28 protein-coding genes and 1 pseudogene are annotated in these 23,364 nt (G+C 47.2%); 17 read left to right on the forward strand and 12 right to left on the reverse strand.

Annotation, left to right across the window (positions count from 1 at the left end):
• The first annotated feature begins 10 nt into the window (after positions 1 to 10).
• Together mtnK and mtnA are read left to right on the forward strand one after the other, a co-directional pair.
• Positions 11 to 1,234 carry an S-methyl-5-thioribose kinase gene (mtnK, locus tag I8U21_RS05040; protein ID WP_198053415.1) on the forward strand — a complete coding sequence of 408 codons (1,224 nt, stop codon included), beginning with the start codon at positions 11 to 13 and terminating at the stop codon, positions 1,232 to 1,234.
• Positions 1,231 to 2,301, forward strand: a complete 1,071-nt coding sequence (gene mtnA / locus I8U21_RS05045; RefSeq protein ID WP_181732200.1) for an S-methyl-5-thioribose-1-phosphate isomerase — start codon at positions 1,231 to 1,233, stop codon at positions 2,299 to 2,301. The genes mtnK and mtnA overlap by 4 nt, the downstream gene beginning before the upstream one ends.
• Positions 2,302 to 2,367: 66 nt before the next feature.
• Here the strand turns inward: mtnA and I8U21_RS05050 are convergent, their stop codons facing one another.
• The 4 genes from I8U21_RS05050 to I8U21_RS05065 form a co-directional block, all read right to left on the reverse strand.
• Positions 2,368 to 2,799 carry a TlpA disulfide reductase family protein gene (locus tag I8U21_RS05050; protein WP_181732201.1) on the reverse strand — a complete coding sequence of 144 codons (432 nt, stop codon included), beginning with the start codon at positions 2,797 to 2,799 and terminating at the stop codon, positions 2,368 to 2,370.
• Positions 2,800 to 2,908: 109 nt separating this feature from the next.
• Positions 2,909 to 3,289: a hypothetical protein gene (locus tag I8U21_RS05055; protein ID WP_181732202.1), complete on the reverse strand. Its 381-nt coding sequence runs from the start codon at positions 3,287 to 3,289 to the stop codon at positions 2,909 to 2,911.
• Positions 3,290 to 3,390: 101 nt separating this feature from the next.
• A complete protein-coding gene (locus I8U21_RS05060; protein WP_198053416.1) occupies positions 3,391 to 4,251 on the reverse strand; it encodes an EamA family transporter in 861 nt (286 codons plus the stop codon).
• 210 nt (positions 4,252 to 4,461) lie between these two features.
• Entirely contained in the window at positions 4,462 to 4,752 is a 291-nt protein-coding gene (locus I8U21_RS05065; protein WP_181732204.1) for a hypothetical protein, read from the reverse strand.
• 174 nt (positions 4,753 to 4,926) lie between these two features.
• Here I8U21_RS05065 and I8U21_RS05070 point away from each other — a divergent pair, with 174 nt between their 5' ends.
• Both I8U21_RS05070 and I8U21_RS05075 read left to right on the forward strand, forming a co-directional pair.
• Positions 4,927 to 5,292, forward strand: coding sequence for a carboxymuconolactone decarboxylase family protein (locus I8U21_RS05070; RefSeq protein ID WP_037994793.1), 366 nt, complete (start codon positions 4,927 to 4,929; stop codon positions 5,290 to 5,292).
• Positions 5,293 to 5,554: 262 nt separating this feature from the next.
• Positions 5,555 to 6,034, forward strand: coding sequence for a CBS domain-containing protein (locus tag I8U21_RS05075; protein ID WP_198053417.1), 480 nt, complete (start codon positions 5,555 to 5,557; stop codon positions 6,032 to 6,034).
• Positions 6,035 to 6,185: 151 nt separating this feature from the next.
• Here I8U21_RS05075 and I8U21_RS05080 read toward each other — a convergent pair whose 3' ends face one another.
• On the reverse strand, positions 6,186 to 6,743 hold the full coding sequence (locus I8U21_RS05080) for a hypothetical protein (protein WP_181732206.1): 558 nt from the start codon (positions 6,741 to 6,743) through the stop codon (positions 6,186 to 6,188).
• A gap of 565 nt (positions 6,744 to 7,308) precedes the next feature.
• Between I8U21_RS05080 and sufC the strand changes: the two genes are divergently transcribed.
• The 5 genes from sufC to sufB are packed head-to-tail and all read left to right on the forward strand — an operon-like array spanning position 7,309 to position 12,505.
• On the forward strand, positions 7,309 to 8,097 hold the full coding sequence (sufC, locus tag I8U21_RS05085) for a Fe-S cluster assembly ATPase SufC (protein ID WP_181732207.1): 789 nt from the start codon (positions 7,309 to 7,311) through the stop codon (positions 8,095 to 8,097).
• A gap of 15 nt (positions 8,098 to 8,112) precedes the next feature.
• A complete protein-coding gene (gene sufD, locus I8U21_RS05090) occupies positions 8,113 to 9,417 on the forward strand; it encodes a Fe-S cluster assembly protein SufD (protein WP_198053418.1) in 1,305 nt (434 codons plus the stop codon).
• Entirely contained in the window at positions 9,414 to 10,634 is a 1,221-nt protein-coding gene (locus I8U21_RS05095) for a cysteine desulfurase (protein ID WP_198053419.1), read from the forward strand. Before sufD ends, I8U21_RS05095 begins: the two co-directional genes overlap by 4 nt.
• On the forward strand, positions 10,621 to 11,061 hold the full coding sequence (gene sufU, locus I8U21_RS05100) for a Fe-S cluster assembly sulfur transfer protein SufU (RefSeq protein ID WP_220215033.1): 441 nt from the start codon (positions 10,621 to 10,623) through the stop codon (positions 11,059 to 11,061). The genes I8U21_RS05095 and sufU overlap by 14 nt, the downstream gene beginning before the upstream one ends.
• Positions 11,062 to 11,074: 13 nt before the next feature.
• The gene (gene sufB / locus I8U21_RS05105; protein ID WP_309544830.1) at positions 11,075 to 12,505 is read left to right on the forward strand and encodes a Fe-S cluster assembly protein SufB; all 1,431 of its coding nucleotides are present in this window, start codon (positions 11,075 to 11,077) and stop codon (positions 12,503 to 12,505) included.
• A 99-nt stretch (positions 12,506 to 12,604) separates the two neighbouring features.
• On the opposite strand, the gene I8U21_RS05110 is transcribed toward sufB, so the two are convergent.
• On the reverse strand, positions 12,605 to 12,913 hold the full coding sequence (locus I8U21_RS05110; protein WP_181732211.1) for a DUF4870 domain-containing protein: 309 nt from the start codon (positions 12,911 to 12,913) through the stop codon (positions 12,605 to 12,607).
• Between the two features lie 107 nt (positions 12,914 to 13,020).
• Here I8U21_RS05110 and I8U21_RS15270 point away from each other — a divergent pair.
• The 5 genes and pseudogenes from I8U21_RS15270 to I8U21_RS14925 all read left to right on the forward strand — a co-directional run.
• Positions 13,021 to 13,197: pseudogene (locus tag I8U21_RS15270) on the forward strand (site-specific integrase); the annotation flags it as partial.
• Between the two features lie 59 nt (positions 13,198 to 13,256).
• Positions 13,257 to 13,949, forward strand: a complete 693-nt coding sequence (locus I8U21_RS05115) for a DUF1538 domain-containing protein (protein ID WP_181732212.1) — start codon at positions 13,257 to 13,259, stop codon at positions 13,947 to 13,949.
• Positions 13,946 to 14,680, forward strand: a complete 735-nt coding sequence (locus I8U21_RS05120; RefSeq protein WP_181732213.1) for a DUF1538 domain-containing protein — start codon at positions 13,946 to 13,948, stop codon at positions 14,678 to 14,680. Before I8U21_RS05115 ends, I8U21_RS05120 begins: the two co-directional genes overlap by 4 nt.
• Positions 14,664 to 15,035: a P-II family nitrogen regulator gene (locus I8U21_RS14920; protein ID WP_232337522.1), complete on the forward strand. Its 372-nt coding sequence runs from the start codon at positions 14,664 to 14,666 to the stop codon at positions 15,033 to 15,035. Before I8U21_RS05120 ends, I8U21_RS14920 begins: the two co-directional genes overlap by 17 nt.
• A complete protein-coding gene (locus tag I8U21_RS14925; RefSeq protein WP_181732215.1) occupies positions 15,016 to 15,354 on the forward strand; it encodes a P-II family nitrogen regulator in 339 nt (112 codons plus the stop codon). Before I8U21_RS14920 ends, I8U21_RS14925 begins: the two co-directional genes overlap by 20 nt.
• Positions 15,355 to 15,577: 223 nt before the next feature.
• Here I8U21_RS14925 and I8U21_RS05130 read toward each other — a convergent pair whose 3' ends face one another.
• The 6 genes from I8U21_RS05130 to I8U21_RS05155 form a co-directional block, all read right to left on the reverse strand.
• Positions 15,578 to 15,883 (reverse strand): magnetosome magnetite crystal formation protein family, encoded by a 306-nt coding sequence (locus tag I8U21_RS05130; RefSeq protein ID WP_232333995.1) that lies wholly within the window; start codon positions 15,881 to 15,883, stop codon positions 15,578 to 15,580.
• A gap of 117 nt (positions 15,884 to 16,000) precedes the next feature.
• Positions 16,001 to 17,146 carry an N-acetyldiaminopimelate deacetylase gene (locus I8U21_RS05135; RefSeq protein WP_232333994.1) on the reverse strand — a complete coding sequence of 382 codons (1,146 nt, stop codon included), beginning with the start codon at positions 17,144 to 17,146 and terminating at the stop codon, positions 16,001 to 16,003.
• 14 nt (positions 17,147 to 17,160) lie between these two features.
• Positions 17,161 to 18,366, reverse strand: coding sequence for an aspartate aminotransferase family protein (locus I8U21_RS05140; RefSeq protein ID WP_181732218.1), 1,206 nt, complete (start codon positions 18,364 to 18,366; stop codon positions 17,161 to 17,163).
• 52 nt (positions 18,367 to 18,418) lie between these two features.
• On the reverse strand, positions 18,419 to 19,126 hold the full coding sequence (dapD, locus tag I8U21_RS05145) for a 2,3,4,5-tetrahydropyridine-2,6-dicarboxylate N-acetyltransferase (protein WP_181732219.1): 708 nt from the start codon (positions 19,124 to 19,126) through the stop codon (positions 18,419 to 18,421).
• Between the two features lie 163 nt (positions 19,127 to 19,289).
• Positions 19,290 to 19,511: a hypothetical protein gene (locus I8U21_RS05150; protein WP_181732220.1), complete on the reverse strand. Its 222-nt coding sequence runs from the start codon at positions 19,509 to 19,511 to the stop codon at positions 19,290 to 19,292.
• The gene (locus I8U21_RS05155) at positions 19,495 to 20,826 is read right to left on the reverse strand and encodes a helix-turn-helix domain-containing protein (RefSeq protein WP_198053420.1); all 1,332 of its coding nucleotides are present in this window, start codon (positions 20,824 to 20,826) and stop codon (positions 19,495 to 19,497) included. Before I8U21_RS05155 ends, I8U21_RS05150 begins: the two co-directional genes overlap by 17 nt.
• 277 nt (positions 20,827 to 21,103) lie before the next feature.
• Between I8U21_RS05155 and I8U21_RS05160 the strand changes: the two genes are divergently transcribed.
• The 3 genes from I8U21_RS05160 (at position 21,104) to I8U21_RS15160 (ending at position 23,336) form a co-directional block, all read left to right on the forward strand.
• A complete protein-coding gene (locus I8U21_RS05160; RefSeq protein ID WP_181821671.1) occupies positions 21,104 to 21,928 on the forward strand; it encodes a YihY/virulence factor BrkB family protein in 825 nt (274 codons plus the stop codon).
• A gap of 6 nt (positions 21,929 to 21,934) precedes the next feature.
• Positions 21,935 to 23,017 carry an AI-2E family transporter gene (locus I8U21_RS05165; protein ID WP_198053421.1) on the forward strand — a complete coding sequence of 361 codons (1,083 nt, stop codon included), beginning with the start codon at positions 21,935 to 21,937 and terminating at the stop codon, positions 23,015 to 23,017.
• A 193-nt stretch (positions 23,018 to 23,210) separates the two neighbouring features.
• Entirely contained in the window at positions 23,211 to 23,336 is a 126-nt protein-coding gene (locus tag I8U21_RS15160) for a hypothetical protein (protein WP_255516933.1), read from the forward strand.
• The last annotated feature ends 28 nt before the right edge of the window (positions 23,337 to 23,364 follow it).

The following is a 23,364-nucleotide window of genomic DNA, read 5'->3' on the forward strand; positions in this document are numbered from 1 at the left end:
GAAACAACCGATGTTTGAAAATTATAAACCTTTGACGGAAGAAGATGCGGTGCAATATGCCCGCTCGAAAAAAGAATGGTTTGCCCCCGGTGCAGAGCTGGACTGCAGGGAAATCGGCGACGGAAATCTCAATTTGGTCTTTCGCATTGCTGACCGTTCGTCCGGACGGAGCCTCATCTTCAAACAGGCGCTTCCGTATGCCAGGGTGGTCGGGGAGTCATGGCCGTTGACGCTGGAGCGGTCCCGCATCGAGGCAGAAGCCTTGAAGCTGGCGGCCCGACGGGTGCCGGATTTGGTGCCTCGCGTTTATTTCTACGATGATCAATTGGCTTTGACCGTGATGGAAGACTTGTCCGATCACATCATTTTGCGGAAAGGGCTGATCAAAGGAGAGGTGTATCCCCGGTTGGCGGAGGATTTGGCGGAATATCTGGCTCAAACGCTCTTTTTCACTTCGGAATACTACCTGGATGTCAGGGAAAAAAAGGAGAAGGTCCGCCGCTTCATCAATCCGGAAATGTGTAAGATCACGGAGGATTTGGTGTTTACTGATCCTTATTATGATGCCGAAACCAATTCATTCAACTCTTTGATCCGGGAAACGGTGGAAGCGATTTGGAACGATGCCCGCCTGAAAAAAGAAATTGCCCATTTGAAAGAAAGTTTTATGACCCGGGCACAAGCTTTGCTGCACGGGGATCTTCACACCGGTTCCGTCATGGTGAAAAAAGACAGCACCAAAGTGATTGATCCGGAATTTGCTTACTACGGGCCCATCGGCTTTGACGTGGGGGCTGTGATCGCCAATCTCTTCCTTTCTTTTGTTTCCCATGAAGCGCACACCCGGGACCGGAAGCAGAGGGAAACCTACCAAAACTGGCTGCTGGAAACCGCCGAAAAAATTTGGAGCGGCTTTGAACAAACGTTTCGGGCACTTTGGAAAGAGCATGTCAAAGATGAAATGTGGTCCGTACCGGGCTATGTGGATGATGTATTGTACCAGGTGCTTCAGGATGCGGCGGGCTTTGCCGGTTGTAAAATGATGCGGCGTGTGATTGGTTTGGCTCCCGTGGTGGATTTGGAATCGATCGAAGACACGGCTGTCCGCGCCGAAGCGGAAACCAGGGCTTTGGAAATCGGGCGGCAATTGGTGCTGCAGCGTCATTTGGTACATTCAGCGGCTGACCTGATCCGGATTGCCCGGGAAGCCGGGGAAGGGTTGACGGTGAAATGAAGCAGGATTACACAATTCCCCATCCGCAATCGGTTTTTTGGGAAAACGACCATCTGGTTTTGCTGGATCAAAGAAAGCTTCCCCGTGAAACCGTTTATTTGCACCTTTATACCCCGGAAGAGGTTTGGGATGCGATTGTCACATTGGCTGTGCGGGGGGCGCCGGCCATCGGCATCGCCGCTGTTTACGGTTTGTATCTCGGCGTGCGCCACGTCACCGGGCGGGAAGAAATATTCTTCTCCGAGCTGGAACGGATGGTTGACTATTTGAGTTCGGCCAGGCCGACCGCGGTGAATTTGTCATGGGCCTTAAACCGGGTGAAAACCAAGGTGGAATCGTTCAAAGGGAGACCGGTATCCGTTTTGAGGCAGGCAGTATGGGAAGAAGCGAAAGCCATTCATGAAGAGGATGTGAGGGTGTGCCGGAAAATCGGGGAGCATCTGCTGCCTTTTTTGCACGACGGCATGGGCATCCTCACTCACTGCAATGCCGGAGGGCTGGCCACCGGTGCGTACGGGACCGCCTTGGCTCCGCTGTATCTCGCCCGGGAGAAGGGATGGAACCTCAAAGTGTATGCCGACGAGACACGGCCGGTGTTGCAGGGATCGCGGCTGACCGCCTATGAGTTGATGCAGGCGGGAATTGACGTCACACTGATTTGTGACAATATGGCGGGGGCCGTGATGAAACAAGAAAAGATTCAGGCGGTCATTGTCGGAACGGACCGGGTTGCGGCCAACGGGGATGTTGCCAACAAAATCGGTACGTACAGCTTGGCTGTCCTGGCCAGGGCTCACCAAATCCCTTTTTATGTGGCAGCCCCTTCTTCATCGATTGACTTGGCGACGGAAACGGGCGACGGGATCCCGATTGAAGAGAGGCCGGCGGAGGAAATCGTGAGCGGCTGGGGCAAGCCGACTGCTCCCGAAGGGGTCCGTGTCTATAATCCCGCTTTTGATGTGACGCCCGCGGAGTATGTCACCGCGATCATCACGGAGTACGGTGTGATCCGTCCGCCCTACCGGGAAAATTTAAGAAAATGTCTTCGGCAAACGATGACGGTATAAACAAACATTTGAAAAAGGGAATTTCATGTCGGATGAAAAAGGCGCCGGTGAAAAACCGGCGCTTTTTTATGATGAAGATTCAGGGGAGAGGAGAACTCCCAATTCTTGAATGACGGTGGTGAAGGGGACCGTTTCGTCATAAATGCCGTGAATTTCGCCCTCCGGTGTGATCAGGACATCGGTGGGAACCGAGGAGAGACGGTAAGCATCGTAGGTCCGGGTGCCATGGTCGCGCAGCACCGGAAAATGAAAACCGGCTTCTTTGACAAATTGGTATACCCGGTCCGGATCGGGTTCGCGCCCGGAGACATGGATCGTGAGAAAAGCGACCTGGTTGGTTTTTAAAGATCGGTAAAAAATTTCTTTTTTGGCCAGGGCCTCCTGGCAAGCCGCACACCAGGTCGTCCAAAACTCAAGCCAGACTATCCGGCCCTGGTAATCGCTCAGTTGATGGATGTTTCCGTTTAAATCGGGAAGGGAAAAATCGGGTGCTTTCATCGGTCATGAACTCCTTTGCGTAAGGATGCCGGTTAAAAATGGCGCTGAAAGATCCGGGCAGTTCGGGATCCCGGTTCCAAAAGGAAGAAGATCCGCCCGGCGAATCCGGTCACTCACCGGTGATGTAGCCGGCTTTCAAGGCGTACAAAAAGGTGATGAAAAAAATGACCAGGTTGGGATACATGATTTTTTTTCCAAACTTTTCACTGACGGGCCACACCCGGTGCCGGGACCGGGGGGATGGAAAAACCAAAGGTTCATAAGTCATCATGATCCATAAAGATTGCGAAAACACGGACATCATTTTGGCGTCGAAAGTGGGAACGAAGATCACATGGAGAACGGTCACGGCAAGCGATACATACAGCATGATTTTCATGGTCAAAAACGCTTTTTCCCGAAACCGGGTATCCAAAAGAAAGAAACAAACATAATGGATGACACCACATAAAATCAAAAGAAGGATTTGCAATGCCAACATTTCGATCATCAGACAAATCTCCTTGCTTGCATGGATTATACATAAGTAGGAATTAATAATAACAAAAGTTCGAAAAGAATCGAAGGACCACCGGAGAACTTTTTCCCGATTCAAATGCGGATCAGAACCAGTCCGGCAAACAACAGGATCAAAGACACGGATTGCATCAGCGATAAGCGTTCACGAAAAACCAGGATGGATAGCAGCGCAACCACCAGGCTGTTTGTGGAAAAGATCGGGGCAATGATGGATGCAGGGCCAAGATCCAGAGCGATGGCATAGAGTTGCATTCCGGCAAATGAAAAAAATCCTGCTCCCAACCCCCAGACCATTCCCGTGAGACGGCTTTTTTGGCAAAACCCGGCCGGCGACACCTTGCGGAGAATTTGCCATGTGAACCAAACCCATCCGAATAAATAGCTGATCAACAAAATGGATGTGTTGGAAAGATTCATTTCTTCCGTAATCTTTAATCCGCCGTTTCTGAAAAAGAACAACAACATGGCCAGGAAAATCAGCAGATACCAGCGCCTGTTTTGGATCCGTAAGTTTTCATTGGGGTCCACCGGCAACAGCATGATGGCTGAAATCAACAGAAATGCACCGGCCGCTTCGGTTACCGTGATGCTCTCGCCGTAAACGAGCATGGCCATGGCCATGGTTAAAAGGATGTTCGCATTGGCCAAAGGAGATGTAAGGCTGGCAGGGCCGATCAAAAGGGCTTTCATAAATAACAGGTTTCCAAAAGCCGAACCGATCCCCACCAAAGTTCCGGCCACGAGGTTGAGCCATGTGAACCGGATATCACAGGTTTTAACCGCCCACCAACCAAAACCGAGGGAGCCGGTCAAGTATAATCCCCATAACAAAAAGTCATCATCCCCGCTTCGGGCTGAACTGACTTTCATCAAAAATCCGGACAACCCGAAAGTAACGGCACTGGCCAGTGAGATGAGAAACCAGGTACTCATACAGGTTAACCCTTTCTGTTATGATATAAACTTTTATTATTATCGCATTTTTTGTTGATGAAGTTTACAGATAATAATTTAAGTGTGAAACACCAAAACGGTGAAACAAGGATCAATGAGGACGGATGGCGGGGAAAGAGCGGTGATCAATCAAATGAAAAGAAACGGGGAAAGGACACCATGGACTCCGCATGCAGGGAGTCCATGGGATTAAGCATGAGCTTCTTCTTTGGTTTTGCCGGTTTGGTTTTCAAATTCCAGCAAAAGCTCGTTCAATGTCATTTGGTCATCCAAATACAATTGAACAAGTTCCAAAAATAACGTGTGGGCTTCATCCGGAAGCTCCAATATTTGAATCAGTTCATTAAACGGATCAAAGTCACGGGCTAAAATATGTACGCTGCTGGCTTGAAAGATCTTTTCCAAATGAATCGTTTTTCCATAAATTTCTTTGACCATGCGTAAGATGATGCCGATCAATTGTAGTTTTTGCTGATCCATTTTCATTTCCTTTCTGTTATAAAAAAGCTTTCTCAATATTGGTTCAAGATCTTACTCTATTTTAAAATAATATATTTCTTAATGTAAAGATAATAACTGTAGTTACAGAAACAGATTTGAATATTTGTATATTTTTCTTTTTCTCTGGAAAACTAGTCCTGGAAGGAGAGATGAATGATGCAAGAAAACTTTGTCAAGCAATCCCTGACGGATTATAAAAAAGGAATCGGCCAACTCCAAGAGCAACTTCCGCATGTGGTGGAAACGTACAACGCGTTCACGGAAGCTTGCTTTCAAGACGGCGCCCTGTCCAAGAAGGAAAAACATTTGATCGCGCTGGCACTCGGCGTTTATACGAATGATGAATACTGCATTGTTTATCACACCAAGGGAGCCTGTGACCAGGGAGCCAGCGCACAAGAGGTGCTGGAAGCGGCATGTGTAAGCAGTGCCTTCGGAGGGGGAATGGCGATGTCACAAGCTGCCACGCTGGTCCAACAAAACCTCTCCCAGATTCAGGGGCAAAACCTCTCCCACTAAGGTTGACAATCCGGCAAATCGCCGGATTGTTTTTTAATGGCCGTAATATTTCAAGGATCAGCGGCGATGTTATAAAATAAGGTTAAGGAATGGATAAAAGAGTGATAAGAGCGTTGACAGCGGTTTCGGGAACAAGATAACATGGTTGGGGAACTGTTATCATTACAAAAAAGAGAAAAGATTTTGACGGGAAATCGGGCTTATCTTTATCACTCTGTGGTAATGGCCGGAGGGATTACCAAGAGTAAGGGAGTTTTTGCTTATGCAGAAACGGGATCAAAACAATTATTTATTTTCACGCGAGATTACTCCTTACATTATTCCGAAGGAAAAGGTTGTTGTTGTCCACACAGACTGGTCACTGGAGCGCGCTTTATTGGTACTGACCCGCAAGGGAACCAATTCGGTGCCCGTGGTGAATGATCAGGAACAAGTCGAGGGGATCATCAGCAAAACCGACATTCTGGATTTTATGTTAAAGATCAGCCAAGGTAACGAAATTGATTTTTCGCAATTGAAAGGATATACGGTTAATGAAGCGATGAATAAAAATCATTCAGGTATTTTGGCCAATTCCATTTTTTCGTTTGCTTTCGAAGTGCTGATCAACCGTCCCTACATCCCGATCATTGATTTGAAAGGGAAGTTGGTGGGCATTTTGACGAGAAAAGTGATCATGGAACAAGTGATTAACTATTTTAAAGAAGAATATATGATGATGAACAAACTGCAGGGTTCCTGAAAAGTTTTACCAATGAAAAACACCGCCTGACGGGCGGTGTTTTGCCGTTTTATATCTCATCCTGATTCAGGTTGCTTTTGAATGGAATCATACAAAGATGAATGAATGAAGCCTTGTTCATTTGTTTATCATTACACATAGTCATACAGTCCTATTGATCCAGAGACTTGTTTACAGGCCTTTGCTCAAAGAGGTCGGTCAACAAATGGTTTTTGTGACATTGCTGGAAAAACAGCGCCAATTCATCCCATTGCTTTGCATCTTTGGCTTTGCCCGTGATTTGCGCGGTGAGTTTGACATACTGCAACCAGCCGAACAAAGTGAACGGGATTAAAGGGATGTTGAAATCTTCCTCATAGGATTGGATCAAAAGCATTTTTAATTCTTCGTAGATCTGTTTTCTTTCCTGGTTTGTTTTTTCTTCGGACGGGTGTGAAACGGAGAGGATGTGGCGATGTTTTTTCCAAAGCTGCAGCAATTTTTTTTTAAGGAAGCTGTTCAAATACCGTTCTTGATCTTTTTTTTTCAGGGGTATGCTGAAGTTTGACGGCTCTTCGGAAATGATCACGTTGCCAAATAAAAAAGACCGTTGCTTTTTGGTTTTGTATTGTGTGTCTGTGGCAGGTTTGGTGTAAATTCCGATCGGAGAGCTGAGAGATGGGGGCATACAAGATGGTTCTTTCGAAACCCTGTAAGTGCTTTTTTCCATAAAAATTCCTCCTACCAACGCGCTTATTCAAAAAGGTGCGGAAATAAAAAAAGATGATCAACCTGATGATGGCAGAAAAAATCTCCCGAGGCAAAATATTTCGATGAATTCCGAAAAAAACCTCCTAAAGATATTTTGCCTGAAAACGGGCTGAAAAGCAAGGGAAAATTAAAGATTTCGGGGGCATTTGCGGGAAAATGCGACAATTTTGAAAGGGTTTGCATCCGTTTTCCGTTTTCCGGAGAATGAAGTTTCATGTGCGGCGATGAAATGTTATATTTATGAGTAGTTTTGTGCTCATGAAGAAAAAATACCAATAACTTCACATTGAAAGAACAGGACTGAAACCGCACGATTTCCAATCTTCACTTGATATACCCCAGATCGTGAAGTAAAATGAAATGAGAATCAGGTGATAATCACTTTAATTTAGGGTGATTGTCTGATTGGTTTTTCTTTTCACGCCGTCCACACGGGCGGTGTTGAGGGAATATCTCCGGTTGATGACAACCCGTTGCGGTTCAGGAGATAAACAAGGGCAAAAGACATGATGGAGGATGAGACTATGTCGACAGCACCAAAATTGATAATAAAGGATTTGCATGCATCCGTGGATGGGAAAGAAATCCTGAAAGGCGTCAATTTGGAAGTCAATGGCGGAGAAGTTCATGCGATCATGGGTCCGAACGGGACCGGTAAGAGCACCCTGGCTTCCGCTTTGATGGGTCATCCGCGTTACGAGGTCACCCAAGGGAGCGTCACGCTCGACGGGAAAGATGTTTTGGAAATGGAAGTGGATGAAAGGGCGCGTGCCGGCTTGTTCCTGGCGATGCAATATCCGGCTGAAGTAAGCGGCGTGACCAACTCCGACTTCATCCGCAGCGCCATTAACGCCAAAAACGGGGAAGGCAAAGAAATTTCGCTGATGAAGTTCATCCGTGAAATGGATAAAAAAATGGAAATTCTTGAAATGGATGAGAAGTTTGCCACCCGTTACCTGAACGAAGGTTTCTCCGGCGGGGAGAAAAAACGGAACGAAATTTTGCAAATGATGATGTTGAAACCCCGCATTGCCATCTTGGATGAGGTGGACTCCGGACTCGATATTGACGCGTTGAAAGTCGTGTCCAAAGGGGTTAACTCGATGCTGAGCCCGGAATTGGGCGTGATTGTGATCACCCACTATCAACGCCTGTTGAATTACATCAAACCGGACCATGTCCATGTCTTTATGCAAGGACGGATTGTGAAATCAGGAGGGCCGGAACTGGCTGAACGTTTGGAAGCAGAAGGTTACGACTGGGTGAAAGAAGAGTTGGGCATTGAAGACGAAACCGTTGGTCAAAAGGCGTAAGGTTGGTGATTTTGGATGAGTACAGATACCCGATTGCTTTTTGATGAAAATGTTGTAACGGAAGTATCCCAAAAGAATCAGGAACCGGCCTGGATGCTTCAAAGTCGTTTGGATGCACTCAAAAAAGCTGCCCAACTTCCACTGCCCAAAGTACAACAAACCAACATCAGCCGTTGGAACTTCACCGGGTTTGAACCCTTCCGGGAAGAGGCTCCCGTCCAATCTTTGGATGAACTCCCGGAAGGCGTCAAAGAGTTTGTGTTTGGCGAACAGCCCAGTGTGGTGGTGCAAAAAAACGCCAGTGTCATTTTCAAGCAACTGTCCGCGGAATTGAGTGAAAAAGGCGTGGTCTTCACGGACCTGGGCACGGCCGCCAAAGAATATGAGCCGTTGATCAAAAAATACTTCATGACGGACGGGGTGAAGAAAGACGAACATCGTCTGACCGCCATTCATGCTGCGCTTTACAGCGGCGGGGTGTTCTTGTTTGTACCGAAGAATGTGGATGTGCAAATTCCGTTGAACGGATTATTCTGGTTGTCCGGTGAAGGGGCTGCCCTTCTGCCTCATATTCTGATCGTTGCCGAAGAAGGAAGCCGTGTTGATTTTGTGGCCAACTTTATTTCGGATCCGGATGAACCGGGGGCCATGAACAACAGCGTCATCGAGGCATTTGTCGGGGCACAGGCAAAAGTCCGGGTGACCACAATCAGCAACCTGGGTGCTTCTGCGGTGAATGTGGTTTACCGTCGTTCACTGGTCGACCGGGACGGCCATTTGGAATGGATTATCGCGGATTTGAGCGACGGAAAGGTTGTCTCCGACAATACTACCCATCTCAAAGGGGAAGGCAGCCGGGCCGATGTGAAGGCGGTTGTGCTCGGAACAGGTGAGATGAGTGCCAATGTGACGTCATCGGTTTACCATTGGAACCGGCATACCGAAAGCTTTATCAATGCCCGTTCCGTCATGACGGATAAAGCCTCGAGCATTTTGAACAGTATTACCAAAATCGAAAAAGGTGCCAGCAAATCGGACGGGCAACAATCCGGAAAAGTGTTGATGCTTCATCCGGAAGCGCGCGGGGACGCCAACCCCATTTTGTTGATCGATGAAAACGACGTCGTCGCCGGACACGCGGCAAGCGTGGGAAAAGTGGATCCCCTGCAAATGTATTACCTCATGTCGCGTGGAATTCCCAAAAGGGAAGCAGAGAAACTGATTATCCACGGTTTCCTGGATGCAATCATTTCGGATATTCCGTCAGAATTATTGCGTGAACAGATTCATCGGCTGATTGAAAGGAAAATCAAATCATGAATGAATTCCGCAAAGACTTTCCCATATTGGATCAGGAAGTAAACGGCCACCCGTTGGTTTATTTGGACAGTGCTGCAACATCACAAAAACCGTTTCAAGTGATTGAAGCGGTGGAAGCCTATTATAAAAAGGACAACTCCAATGTGCACCGCGGTGTCCACACATTGGGTTCCAGAGCGACGGATGCCTATGAAGGAGCCCGTGAAAAGGTACGCCGTTTCATCAATGCGGATTCAACCAAAGAGATTGTCTTCACCAGAGGAACCACCACATCGCTGAATCTGGTCGCAAGAAGTTTTGCCACTTCCGTGCTGAATCCGGAGGACGAGATTTTGATCACTCCGGCTGAACATCACAGTAATTTGATTCCGTGGCAGCAAGTGGCCAAATGGACCGGAGCGCGGTTAAAATATTTTCCGCTCAAAGAAGACGGCTCCCTGACGATGGATTTGGTGCGCCAAGCCGTGACCGACAAAACCAGGATCATTGCCATCCAGCAAGTGTCCAACGTGTTGGGAACGGTTCATCCCATCAAAGAAATCGCGGAGTACATCCATCAAAAAGGCGGATATATCGTGGTGGACGGCGCGCAAAGCATTCCCCACATCAAAGTGGATGTCAAGGATTTGGATGTGGATTTCTTCGCTTTCTCCGGACACAAGATGTGCGGTCCGACCGGAATCGGCGTTTTGTACGGCCGGGAGCATTTGCTGAATGAAATGGAACCCATCGAATACGGTGGCGAAATGATTGATCATGTGGGCGATTATGAGTCGACATGGAAAGAGCTGCCCTGGAAATTTGAAGGGGGAACTCCCATTATTGCCGGAGCGGTCGGACTCGGTGCGGCCATTGATTATCTGGAATCCATCGGCATGGACCGGATCGAAGAGCACGATCGCAAACTGGCTGCTTATGCTTATGACAAGTTGCAACAGATTGACGGAATCACCATTTACGGCCCCAAAGAAGGGCGGATCGGGTTGGTTACTTTCAATTTGGGTGAAGTGCACCCGCATGATGTCGCAACCGTCTTGGACGCGGAAGGAATTGCCGTCAGGGCGGGGCATCATTGCTGCCAGCCGCTGATGCGCTGGTTGAAAGTACCGGCAACAGCAAGAGCCAGCTTTTATTTGTACAATGATGAATCGGACATCGACCGGTTGGCGGAAGGTTTAATCAAAACGAAGGAGTATTTTGGCCATGTCTTTGGATGATCTGTATCGTCGCGTGATTTTGGAACACTATCAAAAACCGAAGAATCGGGGCAGAATTGAAGACGGAGCAATAACCATCGATCTGAACAACCCGACTTGTGGTGACAAAATCTCTTTGCAGATGCGGATTGAAGACGGCCGGGTCCAAGACGCGAAGTTTTTGGGGGAAGGTTGTTCCATCAGCCTGGCCTCCGCTTCCATGATGACCGAAGCGGTCAAAGGATTGACCGTGGAAGAATCGCTGGAACTGGTTGATCTGTTTTCCCGGATGATGCAAGGAGAAGAAGTCGATCTGGATAAATTTCCGCTGGAAGACATTGAAGCGCTGACCGGCGTTGCAAAATTTCCGGCACGCATCAAATGTGCGACCTTAGCGTGGAAAGCACTTGAAAAAGGGATGAATGAATATCGCGAATCTAAATCATAAGGAGGAGAAAACCGTGACGACAAACAACCAATTGCCGGATCTGTCGGATTACAAGTACGGTTTTCACGATAAGGATGTCTCGGTTTTCCGTTCGAAAAAAGGGCTGAGCCGGGAAGTGGTGGAAGAGATTTCCCGCATGAAAGGTGAACCGGACTGGATGCTCAAGTTTCGCTTGAAAGCATTGGAGCAGTTTTACAAAATGCCGTTGCCCAATGCCGAAAACAGCCAATGGTTTTCCCTTTTGCCCGGAAAACTGGACGATCTCGACTTTGATGATATCACTTATTATGTAAAACCGTCTGAACGCCAAGGAAGATCTTGGGACGAAGTACCGGATGAAATTAAACAAACGTTTGATAAACTGGGAATTCCAGAAGCTGAACAGAAATTCCTGGCCGGGGTTTCTGCACAGTATGAATCGGAAGTGGTTTATCACAACATGCAAAAAGAGCTTGAAGAGCAAGGCGTGATCTTTTGTGACACCGACACAGCCGTTCGTGAGTATCCGGAGCTGTTAAAAGAGTATTTCGGAACGGTGGTTCCGCCTTCGGACAACAAATTTGCCGCATTGAACAGTGCCGTGTGGAGCGGCGGAAGCTTTATTTATGTTCCAAAGGGAGTGCGTTGTGAAGTTCCGCTTCAGGCATACTTCCGGATCAATTCGCAAAACATGGGACAATTTGAACGGACTCTCATCATTGTCGACGAAGATGCTTTTGTCCATTATGTCGAAGGTTGCACGGCTCCGATCTACAGCACGGATTCGTTGCACAGTGCGGTGGTGGAAATTATCGTGAAAGACAATGCCCGCTGCCGTTACACGACCATCCAAAACTGGTCTCCCAATGTTTACAACCTGGTAACCAAACGGGCAGTTGCTTATAAAGGGGCACACATGGAATGGGTGGACGGCAACATCGGAAGCAAGCTGACGATGAAATATCCGGCTGTCATCATGAAAGGCGAAGGGGCCAAAGCGGATGTGTTGTCCATTGCCGTGGCAGGAAAAGGGCAACATCAGGATGCCGGGGCAAAAGTCGTGGCACTGGCACCAAACTGTACTTCCACGATTGTTTCCAAATCCATCAGCAAACAAGGTGGAAAAGTCACCTACCGCGGTTTGTCCAGCTTTGGAAAAAATGCAACGGGATCCAAAGCCAATGTGAAATGCGATACCTTGATTTTGGATAACGAGTCGACTTCGGATACGATTCCTTACAATGAAATCAAAAATGATGATGTGGTGTTGGAACACGAGGCAACCGTATCCAAAGTGAGTGAAGAGCAATTGTTCTACCTGATGAGCCGCGGGTTGACCGAAGACGAAGCCACACAAATGATCATCATGGGCTTCATTGAACCTTTCACCAAAGAATTGCCCATGGAATATGCGGTGGAAATGAACCGGTTAATCCGTTACGAGATGGAAGGCTCCATTGGTTGATCCCGGATCAAACCTGCCACAACTTTAGGTGGCAGGTTTTTTTATGGAAAATGGCTTTTATAAAAAAATCCCCCTTTGGAAAAAGGGGGATTTTTTTGTTTAGTGAATGAACCATTTGGCCACCGGGTACTCAAAGTACTTCTCTTTCCATGCGTAAACCATTCCCTTGACCGGATAATAAAGACCCATGATGGAAAACATAACAAGAAATGGAATACCGATCAAAACAAACGAAAACACAAAAGAGACGGAAATCAGCAGCCAGAACACGGCATGAAACACAATGGCCTGCAGTGACAGACGTTTCAAATCCCGATCTTTAAAGATGAGATAGACAATGAGCGGGAGAAGCACGGGAGCAAACCAAGTGCTTGCATGAACCAAAATTTTGATGCCTTTCTTATCCAAAAACAAAACCTCCACAACATAACAATGTTTCATTATAAAGATTCCCGGCCTCAAGGCATTTAAAACCTGTTTCTTTATCCCCCAAAACCCAAAAACCCGGTACACATGCTTACCGCATCATCCTGAGCGGGAAAAGCGGCACGAATTCTTTGCGGAAAACGTTTGGCTCTTATGAACGAGGTTTGCCCTTCTCTCCAAAAGTATTTCAATATCACTCCACCCTTTCTGAAGACCTCAAATGCCTTGGAATTTCAAAGGATGAAAAGATCCGGGCCGAAATCGACTGCTGTGAAAAAGCCAAATGCAACATACAACAAAACATGAACAGAGAGGGGAATCCGAATTGGATCAACTCAAACAGATCGGAAAAGAAGTCCTTTTATCAATTCTTCCCATGACGGCAGTGATTTTTTTGTTGCAATTCACGGTCATTGGTTTGCCTGTTGAAGTGTTTTTGCAGTTTTTAACCGGCGTGGTCATGGTGGGATTGGGATTGTTCTTGTTTTTTGTCGGGGTGGACATCGGGTTGCTTCCCATCGGTGAAATGATCGGCTCTTCCATGTCAAAGTCCGGGAAACTGAGTGTGGTAGTTTTCATCAGTGTGGTTTTGGGGTTTGCCGCCACGGTGGCTGAGCCGGATGTGATTGTCCTTGCTTCTCAAGTGGATATGGTGACCGGCGGAACGATTCCCAAAGGCATTTTGATTTCCACCGTGGCATTGGGTGTGGGTATGACGGTGGGAATTGCCATGCTTCGCATGATCTTCAACATCCCGATTCTGTATCTGTTGATGGGAGGTTACGCCATTATTTTTGTGCTTTCATTATTTGCTCCCACCGAATTTGTTCCGGTCGCACTGGACTCCGGCGGTGTCACCACCGGTCCGATGACGGTTCCCTTTATCATGGCATTGGGTGTGGGCGTGGCTTCCGTCCTGGGCGGTAAAAGTGCCTCCACGGATGGTTTCGGGTTGGTTGCATTGGCTTCGGTCGGCCCGGTGCTTTCCGTATTGTTGTTAGGGGTGGTGTATGCATGATCAATCCATTGCACGGACTGACAGATGCCATGGTTGAAGTGGCCCTTGCATTGTCTCCTTTGTTTGTGATCTTCTTGCTCTTTCAGTTCTTTTATTTAAAACTTCCTTGGCGCAAAGTGGGGAATATTGCCGTTGGATTTATCATTACTTTCTTGGGATTGGTCTTCTTTTTACAAGGGGTGCATATCGGCTTTATGCCCGTCGGTGAACAGATGGGCTTGATTCTCGGGGATCTTTCGTATAACTGGATTCTTGTTCCCATCGGGCTGTTTCTCGGATTTGCTGCCACTTTTGCAGAGCCGGCCGTAAGAATTTTGAACCAGCAGGTGGACAAAGTGTCGACCGGATCCATTCCGGAAAAGGTCATGTTATATACTGTATCCATCGGGGTTGCCGTATCGGTGGCTTTGTCCATGTTACGGGTCCTTGCTGGAATTCCTTTGTGGTACTTTATTATTCCGGGATACTTGTTGGTGTTTTTGTTGGCCCGCTTCTCAAAAGACAGTTTCACAGCGATTGCGTTTGATTCGGGAGGGGTTGCCACCGGTCCCATGACCGTGACTTTCATTTTGTCCATGGTTGTTGGCGTGGCCACCGTCATTGAGGGGCGGAACCCTTTGATGGAAGGGTTCGGCATGGTTTCGCTGGTGGCACTGGCTCCGATCCTTTCTGTATTGGTTCTGGGGATTTTATACAGAAGGAAGGAGAAAGAAAATGAGCAAAGTACCTGATCACAAATTAATTGTCACGGTGGTGAAAAAAGGGCTGGCGAAAAGGGTGGTGAGAGCCTCCAAACAAGCCGGGGCCGAAGGAGGAACGGTGATGTTCGCCAGGGGCAGCGGAATCCGTGAGTGCGTGTCGTTTCTGGGCATTCACATTGAACCGGAGAAAGAAGTGATTTTGACCTTGGTTCCCGAAGAGAAGCTGCAACCGATTTTGAAAGCGGTGAAAGAAGCGGGGCGGCTCGACCGGCCGGGAAACGGGATCGGTTTTGTCATGGATACGAAAAAAATCGCCGGGATTTCCCATTTGTTTGAACCCGGATCCCGTAAGGAGGACGAAAACAATGACTCAACCGGACATTGAATATGATTTGATTGTGACCATCGTGAACAAAGGGTTTGCACAAGAGGTCGTGGAAGCTTCCAAAAAGGCAGGCGCCGAAGGGGGCACCATCCTGCAGGGACGCGGTACTGGAATCCGCGAAAAAGCCAAGTTGTTCAATATTGTCATCGAACCGGAAAAAGAAGTGATTCTGACGCTGATTGACCGCAAAAAAACTGAACGGGTCCTGGATGCGATCATGAAAAGCGGCCAATTGGACAAACCCGGAAAAGGAATCGCTTTTGTCATGAAAGTGGAGCACACGGTCGGAATCAACCACATTCCTGCTGATTGTTTCTGATTACCGGAAAAGATCGCGATGTTTAGGTGGAACGCCCTGATCCGGCGTTATTTCACAAACGCGGCAACGATCGATTAATGATTGAGGAGCGATAAAAAGAGGCTGCCTGGACGGAGATGAGCGGGCAGCCTTTGTTCGTTTGCAGCCTGATGCCAAAAAGCACACCACCGTCCGGCATGATGTGCTTTCAAGAAACCGGACGGGCCGGAAAAAATTCGCTATTTTAATGGATAAACCATTTGGCAACAGGGTATTCATATGGTTTTTCCCACCAGGCATAAGCAATTCCCTTGACCGGGAAATAGATCAACATGATGCCGAAAATAATGGCAAAAGGAACTCCGATGATTAGAAAGGAAAGAACTTTGGAGATGAAAAACAACGGCAAGAAAATGGCATGAAAGACAAGAGCTTGTAAAGACAATCGTTTGACGTCCCGGTCCTTTACGATTAACCAAGTAATCAGCGGGAGAAGAACCGGTGCAAACCAAGTGCTTGCATGAATCAGGATTTTAATCAGCTTATTCAACGATGCAACCTCCATAACATAACATTGTTCTATTATATAGTACCCTGAGATGATCAAAAGGTAAACCTTTCTTTTCGATTTTGGGCTAAAAAAAAACATCCTCATCAGAGGATGTCATCATGTTTGCGGGCGGTTGCCCAGGTGTTCCAGGTATTTGGTCATGACTGAAACGGCGACGGGAATCGCTTCATCCCGGGGTTCCATTTGGGGATGGTGCAATCCGTACGGGGTCTCCACCCCCAGCCAAAACATAAAGCCGGGGATTTCATTTAAAAAGTAGCCAAAATCTTCTCCGGCCATCGATTCATCGCATTGCACGAGCTCGTAAGGGGTATGTTTGTCGACAAACTCCATGAAGGATTTTGTCCATTTTTCATCATTGTAGACTTGGCAGTAGTTGCATCCCCAATCGATGTCCGCCCGGCATTGAAAGCCGGTTTCGATGCCCCGGACCAATTCCCGGATCCGGCTTTTGACCAAATTCATGGACTCGATGGATTTGGTGCGGATGGTTCCTTCCAGACGCGCATGGTCCGCAATAATGTTTTGTTTCGTTCCGGCTTCGATTTTTCCGATCGTGATGATGGCGGCATCCAAAGGATCCAAATTGCGGGAAACAATGGTTTGAAGTTGTTGGACCAGTTGGGCACAGGCGATGACCATGTCATTGGCCAGATGGGGACGGGCTGCATGGCCGCCGGTCCCGTGAAGATCGATGAAAAGTTCCGATGTATTGGCAAAGAGCAACCCCGGACGCAAGGCAATGGTTCCGACCGGATATTCCGGAGCGACATGAAGCGCAAAGATGACATCCGGTCTCCATTCATTAAATTCGGGGCTTTTTAACATCGGCAAAGCGCCTCCGGGCCCTTCTTCCGCCGGCTGGAAAATGAACAGTAGGTCATCATCCGTCTCATGATGGACAAAATGCGTTAAAATGCCCAAAGCGATTGCCATGTGCATGTCGTGCCCGCATGCGTGCATATAACCTTCGTGAAGCGAGCCGAAGGGATAGGAAGTTTGTTCTTCCATCGGGAGCCCGTCCATATCCGTCCGGTAACCGATGCATTTTTTCGGGTTTTTCCCGGGAACTTTCACCAAAATGCCCGTTTTCCAAGTGCGAATGATCCGCCGGTGTTCTGGCAAGGTTTCCAGATAATTCAACAGATGCTGTTGGGTTTTGAATTCCTGAAAGCCGGGTTCCGGAATTTGATGCAACTGATGCCGCAATTCGATAAAAGGCGAAGCTTGCTTGACATCCAATCTGAACCCTCCTCTCATTGCTTTCTTGCTTGCAGGTGTTTGTTCAACGCGTTCATGAGGGTGTCAATTTCTTCTTCCGTCAGTGTCAGGGGAGGAAGCAGCCGCATCACGGTCCCGGCGGTGATATTGACCAAAATTCCGTCTTCCATCAGATTTTTTTGCAAAGATTGGAGCGCCTCCGGGGAAAGATTGGTCCGGATTCCGATCATCATGCCGCGTCCCCGGATGTTTTTAATCAGGGTTGGAAAGGTTTCTTTGAGTTCATGTAAACGGGACCACAGCAAACCGGCTGTTTTCTTTCCTTGTTCCAACATGCCTTGTTCCAATAAGACATCCAACACCGCATTTCCGAGGGCGGCGCTCAACGGGGAAGGGGCAAAGGTCGTTCCGTGATCCCCGGGTCGGAATTCATTTTGCAGTTTCTCGCCGGCGATGATTCCGCTCAGCGGCAAGCCGCCTCCGATCCCTTTTCCAAACAAAATCAAATCCGGTTTCAGTGAATAAGCCTGATAGGCGAAAAGGGTGCCCGTGCGCCCGAGCCCGGTTTGGATCTCGTCAACCAAGAAAAGCATTTCTTTGGATTGGCAGATCTGTTGAATGGTTTGCAGATATTCTTCCGTCAGCGGGATGATGCCCCCGGATCCCAAAATCGGTTCCACCAGAATGGCGGCGGGCCTGGCTTCTTCACAAACCCGGACCAATTCTTCCGGTTGGTTGGCTTCCACTTCATAAACCGGATAGTCAATCAGCGGATAATCCTGATACACCCCGGGTTGGCGGGTTAATTTTAAAGCGCCCAACGTACGGCCGTGGAAACTGTTTTTCATCACGACGATCCCTTTTTTGTCCGGTGCATGTTTCACCGACCATTTATGGACCAGCTTGATGGCTGCTTCGGTGGCTTCGGCTCCGGAATTGCCAAAATAAACCCGGCCGGTGCCGACGGTGTTTTGGACCAGCCGCTGAGCAAGGCGGATGGCCGGCGGATTGAGAAAAAGATTGGAGATGTGTAAAAAGCGGTGTCCCTGTTCATCCAACGCTTTCATCAAATGGGGATGGGAGTGCCCCAAAATATTGACGGCAAGGCCTGTGAACAGATCCAAATAGCGCTTTCCTTCCGTGTCGATCAACCAATTGTTTTCGGCCGCGGCAATGGTGACCGGCAGCCGCCGGACGGTTGGAAAAAGATACGTTTGATCCAGATGTTGCCAGTCTGACATACTTGTTCCTCCTGCAAATATAAAATGAGCTCCTGAATGGGGCCGGGATGTTTTAAAGTTCGCGCAATGCCTGAATCACTTCAGTTTTGGAACGGGTTTGGCTGTCAATGGATTTGATGACGCGTGCCGGGGTTCCTGCCACCACGCTGTTTGGGGGAACGTCTTTGGTCACGACCGCACCGGCGGCCACAACCGCTCCTTTTCCGACCCGGACCCCTTCCAGAATCACGGCATTGGCACCGATCACGACATCGTCTTCAATTACGACCGGTTTTGCAGAAGGAGGTTCAATCACGCCGGCAATCACGGCACCTGCGCCAATGTGGCAGTTTTTCCCGATGGTTCCGCGGCCGCCGACCACCACGTTCATATCGATCATGGTTCCTTCGCCAATGACGGCTCCGATATTAATCATGGCCCCCATCATAATGACTGCATTTTTCCCGATTTCCACATTTTCGCGGATGATGGCGCCCGGTTCAATCCGTGCCGGAATGTCTTTCAAATCCAAGAGAGGAATGGCCGAGTTTCGGCGGTCGTTTTCGATGACATAGTCTTCAATTTTATCTTTGTTTTCTTCAAGAATGGGTTGCAGTTCTTTCCAATCGCCGAAAACAACACCCACACCGTTTTGGATGAAAGTTTTGGCACCTTTAAAATCAATATGTTCCAAATCCCCTTTAATGTGTACTTTCACGGGAGTCTTTTTTTCGCTTTTTTGAATAAACTCAATGATTTGATGTGCATCCATTTCCTTCATTTGATACATCCTTTCTTTGTCGAAGGGTAAGGGGACACTTTTTTGTGTACCGTATCACATGAACAAAAGTATATCATATCTCCTCATTCATCGAAAACCGAAAGACTTAACGGCATTAAAAAAAGATCCTCTGAAGAGGATCCAATGCATGAATCTTCCAATTTTAAAGTCCGCCCGGCTCGCTTTGAAAAGGAGTTGCCAATCCGCCCGGTTCGCTTTGGGAGGGATCCGCTTCAATGGATAATCCACCCGGTTCGCTTTGAAAGGGAGCGATCAATCCGCCCGGTTCACTTTGAGCTGCATGAACCGCGGGACAGGCAAATCCGGTCAATCCCACTGCAGCAGCCACAACCCCGGAGAAAATAAATTTAGATGTTATTTTCATAATCCTCTACCTCCCATCTATTAAAACCTTTTTTTACATTATACATATTTCGCATGCAATTCTGAAATTCCTTTTCATCATATCCGTCATAACAGCGTGCCAAACTAAACCAAATTTTGAATTCTTTATCCTGATACTTATGTTTTTGAGTTATTTCAAGCGCTTTCTTATAAGTTAAAATTGCCTCATCCCTTTGGTCGCACATCAGGCACAAATCACCGAGAATAATGAGACTGGTGCTTAAGCGGGGAGCGTCGTTAAACTTTTCAGCCAACCTGATCGCCGTTTTTAACGTCTGGCTGGCCTCGTCGTTGCGGCCTTGTTTGATGTAGAGGATGCCCAGGCGGGTGTAAACCGTGGTCAGCCGCTGGTCAGGCGGGAATTTTCCTTCCAGTTTCAAAGCCATTTTGAACGAAGTTTCTGCCATTTCCCATTCTTTTTTCGCGGTGTAAACACTGCCGAGAACCGTCCACAAATCACACATGCTGTCATACTGCTTGTTGTTTCTCGAAATCTCGATGCCTTCTGTCGCATAATCGATGGCTTCATCCAACAAGCCGGACAAGCGGGAAAATTCGGCACGCAACCAATAGAAACTGAGCAGGGTGCTGATGTCGTTGATCTGGGGGATCATATCCCATATATCTTGAACCAGGCGCATCCCTTCGGTGATTCGTCCCATGCGCTGGAGGTAAACCCCTTTGTTGCGGTATAATAAATATTTGATGTGCTGATTATCTCCTGAGTCTTTAAATGCTTCGATGCCGTTGTTTGTCATTTCCAAGGCCTGTTCGATATTGTTTTGTTTGTAACGGATCAAGCCGAGCAAAAGGTAACTGGCTGCCTCCATATTGCTTTCTTTATAAGGGTTTTGCTGTGAAATGCGAAGGGCATTATACAAGGTTCGCTCAGCCTGTTTCCATTTTTGCTTGCTCATGTAGCATTCGCCTTTGTAATAGTATGCCTGGGCGATGAACGGGTTGTTTTCATCCAGATTAAGCGCATCCAGGCGTTTTAATGCTTCATCGATCAGGCCGATTCTTCGCAATGTGGCAATGGAGAGAAGTTCGAACTTAACTTTTTTTAATTTTTCTTGCTCTTTCATGAGCATTTCTGGTAATTTACGCATGGGGAGATTCAATTTTTCCAGAAGATATGAAATTTTCTCAGGACTCACATGAGCGACCCCACGCTCGATGTTGGAAACCGTCGCCGGTGATATGTTTTCATCGGCAAGGTCTTCCAATCTCAAACCGCGGTCTTTTCGAACCTTGCGAATCACTTCACCGATTTCGTGAAGGGCCAATTGTTTCAAACCGATCACCTCACAATCCGTTAATTATTATTATATTACACCTTTTTAAAAAAAATGGGAATGAGTGTTTTTTAAACTTCTTAAATATAAAAGGAAGTTTTTTGCGGGATTTTTAAATTTGTCACTACTAAAGCAGACGGGACAAGGAAATAAAAGTAAGAAGAAAAAGAAGGAGGTTTAAAAAAGCAGAAAAGACGAAAAAAAAATTAAAAAAAGGATTCCGGTGATCCAACCGTTGCAGTTGAAATAAAATGGTTCAGCTTTGGAGGTTAACATGGTGTTTTGGGAATTCATCAGGGAATTGAAACAACGGATCTTAAAAGAAAGGCTTTATGATCTTGCCGCCCAGTTGGCATATTACTTCTTGATGTCTTTGTTTCCGTTTTTATTGTTTACGGTAACCGTGCTGGCATACCTTCCCGTTTCCAGCGATAACATTCTGCGTTTGATCCGGCCTTTTGCGCCGGAAGATACGTATGTGCTTGTGGAGAACAATTTGCGGATCATATTGGATCAACAGCGGGGAGGAATTTTTTCGGTCAGTCTGATCGTCACGTTATATTTGGCTTCCATCGCTTTTCAGTCGGTTATCCGCATCTTGAATAATGCTTATCAGGTCAAACAAACCCGGCCGTTTTTCATCCAGTGGCTTTTGGGGATTGTTTTAATGATGGGGCTTTTGATCGCCATCACGGTTTCTTTGATTTTGCCGGTGTTTGGAAAGATCATCGGAGAGTTTGTGTTCGGTTTACTCGGGTTGAGTGACTTTTTTTATGAAGTATGGATTTGGCTGCGGTGGATTTTAAGCAGTTGTGTTCTGTTTCTGGTGTTTTTCTTTGTGTACAAATTTGCCCCCAACCGGAAAATCGGCACGATGGAAGCTTTGCCCGGGGCCGTTTTTTCGACGATCGGCTGGCAACTCAGTTCGCTGGCTTTTTCTTATTATGCTTCAATCAACAATTATTCACATATTTACGGAAATCTGGGTGCTATTATTGTATTGGTGGGATGGATATATTTGTCTGCGATGATATTGATATTAGGCGGGATGATTAATGCCACCTTTGGACAATTGAAAAAACGGGACAGATGGGAGAGTTGAAAGCTTATGCCGGATACAAAGGCATTTCGGATCGGATATGGGATCATTATTATATTATTGATTATTTTGCTGGCGAATCAAGTGAACTTTATTTTTCAGCCTTTGGTGGTGCTGGTGCAAACCTTGTTTTTTCCCTTTTTGCTGTCGGGGATTTTGTTTTATTTGTTCCGGCCGTTGGTCCGCTGGCTTGAGAAGAGAAAGATTCCCCGTACCATCTCCATTTTGTTGATTTACCTTGCCATTTTTGGCTTGTTGTTTTTGCTCGGCTCGTTGGTGGTACCGGTTCTTCAGGATCAGTTGACCCATTTAATCCAAAATTTGCCGGCGATCACGGATGCGGCCAAAGAAGAGTTAATCCGGTGGAGCCATCATCCGTGGGTGAGTGACAACCTGGATTGGAAGAAAATCATGACTTATGTAACCAACTATTTGAATTCCAGTTATAAAGCAATCGGCGCCAATGTCGCCAACTTTTTCCAGGTGCTCGCCAATATCGTGATGGTTTTTATCACGGTTCCCTTCATTCTTTATTTCATGTTAAAAGAAGGGGATCGCTTTCCCCATTTTATTTTGCAATGGCTCCCTGAAAAAGAACGGGATCAGGGATTGCGGATTTTGTCGGATATGGATTTTGCGCTCAGCTCATACATCAAGGGACAAATATTGGTGAGTGTTTGTGTCGGGGTTTTGGTTTACATCGGATATTTGATCATCGGCTTGGAGTATTCATTGATTTTGGCCATCATCACCATGTTTACCAACGTCATTCCGTTTCTCGGTCCGTTTCTCGGAACCATCCCCGCCGTGATTGTTGCATTGATCGATTCTCCGGGCATGGTGGTCAAAGTGCTGGTGGTCGCCATCGTTGCTCAACAGATTGAAGGGAATCTGGTTTCTCCGCTGGTGATGGGAAAAAGCTTGAACATTCATCCGTTGACCATTATCGTTTTGCTCTTGGTTGCCGGAAGCTTGGTCGGTTTTTTGGGGCTGTTGTTGGCGGTTCCGGTTTATGCCGTCGCGAAGGTGGTGTTGAGCCATCTGTACCGGTTCTTTCTGCTCCGGTGGCGCCAAAAAAGGGCGGAAGGGTGAGATTCAAATCAGTCCATCTTATGATGGGCTGATTTGAAAAAGATGAAAGAACCGCTATCTTTTTTCATATTGTAAAAGGAATAATTTAAATATTGTATAAAATATATTAATAATCACCAATCATTTGCCATCGATCCGTTGGGTTATTTCCATTTCTGATTCGCCATTCATCCAAAAAAAAGGGGGAAAAGGAATGGGAAAAGAATGGGATCCGACAGAAATCAAGATTGAATTACCCGACCCGGAATTCGAGGCGGGAATCAAAGAATTCGAGTTGACTCTCGATGAGGAATGTACTGAATTGGATATCGATATTTAAGCCGGTGGACCGCTCCGAGGAGCGGCTT

Origin of the sequence: Thermoactinomyces sp. CICC 23799, assembly GCF_016055145.1 — a bacterium.
Classification (GTDB): Bacteria; Bacillota; Bacilli; order Thermoactinomycetales; family Thermoactinomycetaceae; genus Thermoactinomyces; species Thermoactinomyces intermedius.

Bases quoted from the DNA above. Each gene is read 5' to 3' on its own strand.
- mtnK (WP_198053415.1), top strand. From the start codon at position 11: ATGTTTGAAAATTATAAACCTTTGACGGAAGAAGATGCGGTGCAATAT.
- mtnA (WP_181732200.1), top strand. From the start codon at position 1,231: ATGAAGCAGGATTACACAATTCCCCATCCGCAATCGGTTTTTTGGGAA.
- I8U21_RS05050 (WP_181732201.1), bottom strand. From the start codon at position 2,799: ATGAAAGCACCCGATTTTTCCCTTCCCGATTTAAACGGAAACATCCAT.
- I8U21_RS05055 (WP_181732202.1), bottom strand. From the start codon at position 3,289: ATGATCGAAATGTTGGCATTGCAAATCCTTCTTTTGATTTTATGTGGT.
- I8U21_RS05060 (WP_198053416.1), bottom strand. From the start codon at position 4,251: ATGAGTACCTGGTTTCTCATCTCACTGGCCAGTGCCGTTACTTTCGGG.
- I8U21_RS05065 (WP_181732204.1), bottom strand. From the start codon at position 4,752: ATGGATCAGCAAAAACTACAATTGATCGGCATCATCTTACGCATGGTC.
- I8U21_RS05070 (WP_037994793.1), top strand. From the start codon at position 4,927: ATGATGCAAGAAAACTTTGTCAAGCAATCCCTGACGGATTATAAAAAA.
- I8U21_RS05075 (WP_198053417.1), top strand. From the start codon at position 5,555: ATGCAGAAACGGGATCAAAACAATTATTTATTTTCACGCGAGATTACT.
- I8U21_RS05080 (WP_181732206.1), bottom strand. From the start codon at position 6,743: ATGGAAAAAAGCACTTACAGGGTTTCGAAAGAACCATCTTGTATGCCC.
- sufC (WP_181732207.1), top strand. From the start codon at position 7,309: ATGTCGACAGCACCAAAATTGATAATAAAGGATTTGCATGCATCCGTG.
- sufD (WP_198053418.1), top strand. From the start codon at position 8,113: ATGAGTACAGATACCCGATTGCTTTTTGATGAAAATGTTGTAACGGAA.
- I8U21_RS05095 (WP_198053419.1), top strand. From the start codon at position 9,414: ATGAATGAATTCCGCAAAGACTTTCCCATATTGGATCAGGAAGTAAAC.
- sufU (WP_220215033.1), top strand. From the start codon at position 10,621: ATGTCTTTGGATGATCTGTATCGTCGCGTGATTTTGGAACACTATCAA.
- I8U21_RS05120 (WP_181732213.1), top strand. From the start codon at position 13,946: ATGATCAATCCATTGCACGGACTGACAGATGCCATGGTTGAAGTGGCC.
- I8U21_RS14920 (WP_232337522.1), top strand. From the start codon at position 14,664: ATGAGCAAAGTACCTGATCACAAATTAATTGTCACGGTGGTGAAAAAA.
- I8U21_RS14925 (WP_181732215.1), top strand. From the start codon at position 15,016: ATGACTCAACCGGACATTGAATATGATTTGATTGTGACCATCGTGAAC.
- I8U21_RS05140 (WP_181732218.1), bottom strand. From the start codon at position 18,366: ATGTCAGACTGGCAACATCTGGATCAAACGTATCTTTTTCCAACCGTC.
- dapD (WP_181732219.1), bottom strand. From the start codon at position 19,126: ATGAAGGAAATGGATGCACATCAAATCATTGAGTTTATTCAAAAAAGC.
- I8U21_RS05150 (WP_181732220.1), bottom strand. From the start codon at position 19,511: ATGAAAATAACATCTAAATTTATTTTCTCCGGGGTTGTGGCTGCTGCA.
- I8U21_RS05165 (WP_198053421.1), top strand. From the start codon at position 21,935: ATGCCGGATACAAAGGCATTTCGGATCGGATATGGGATCATTATTATA.
- I8U21_RS15160 (WP_255516933.1), top strand. From the start codon at position 23,211: ATGGGAAAAGAATGGGATCCGACAGAAATCAAGATTGAATTACCCGAC.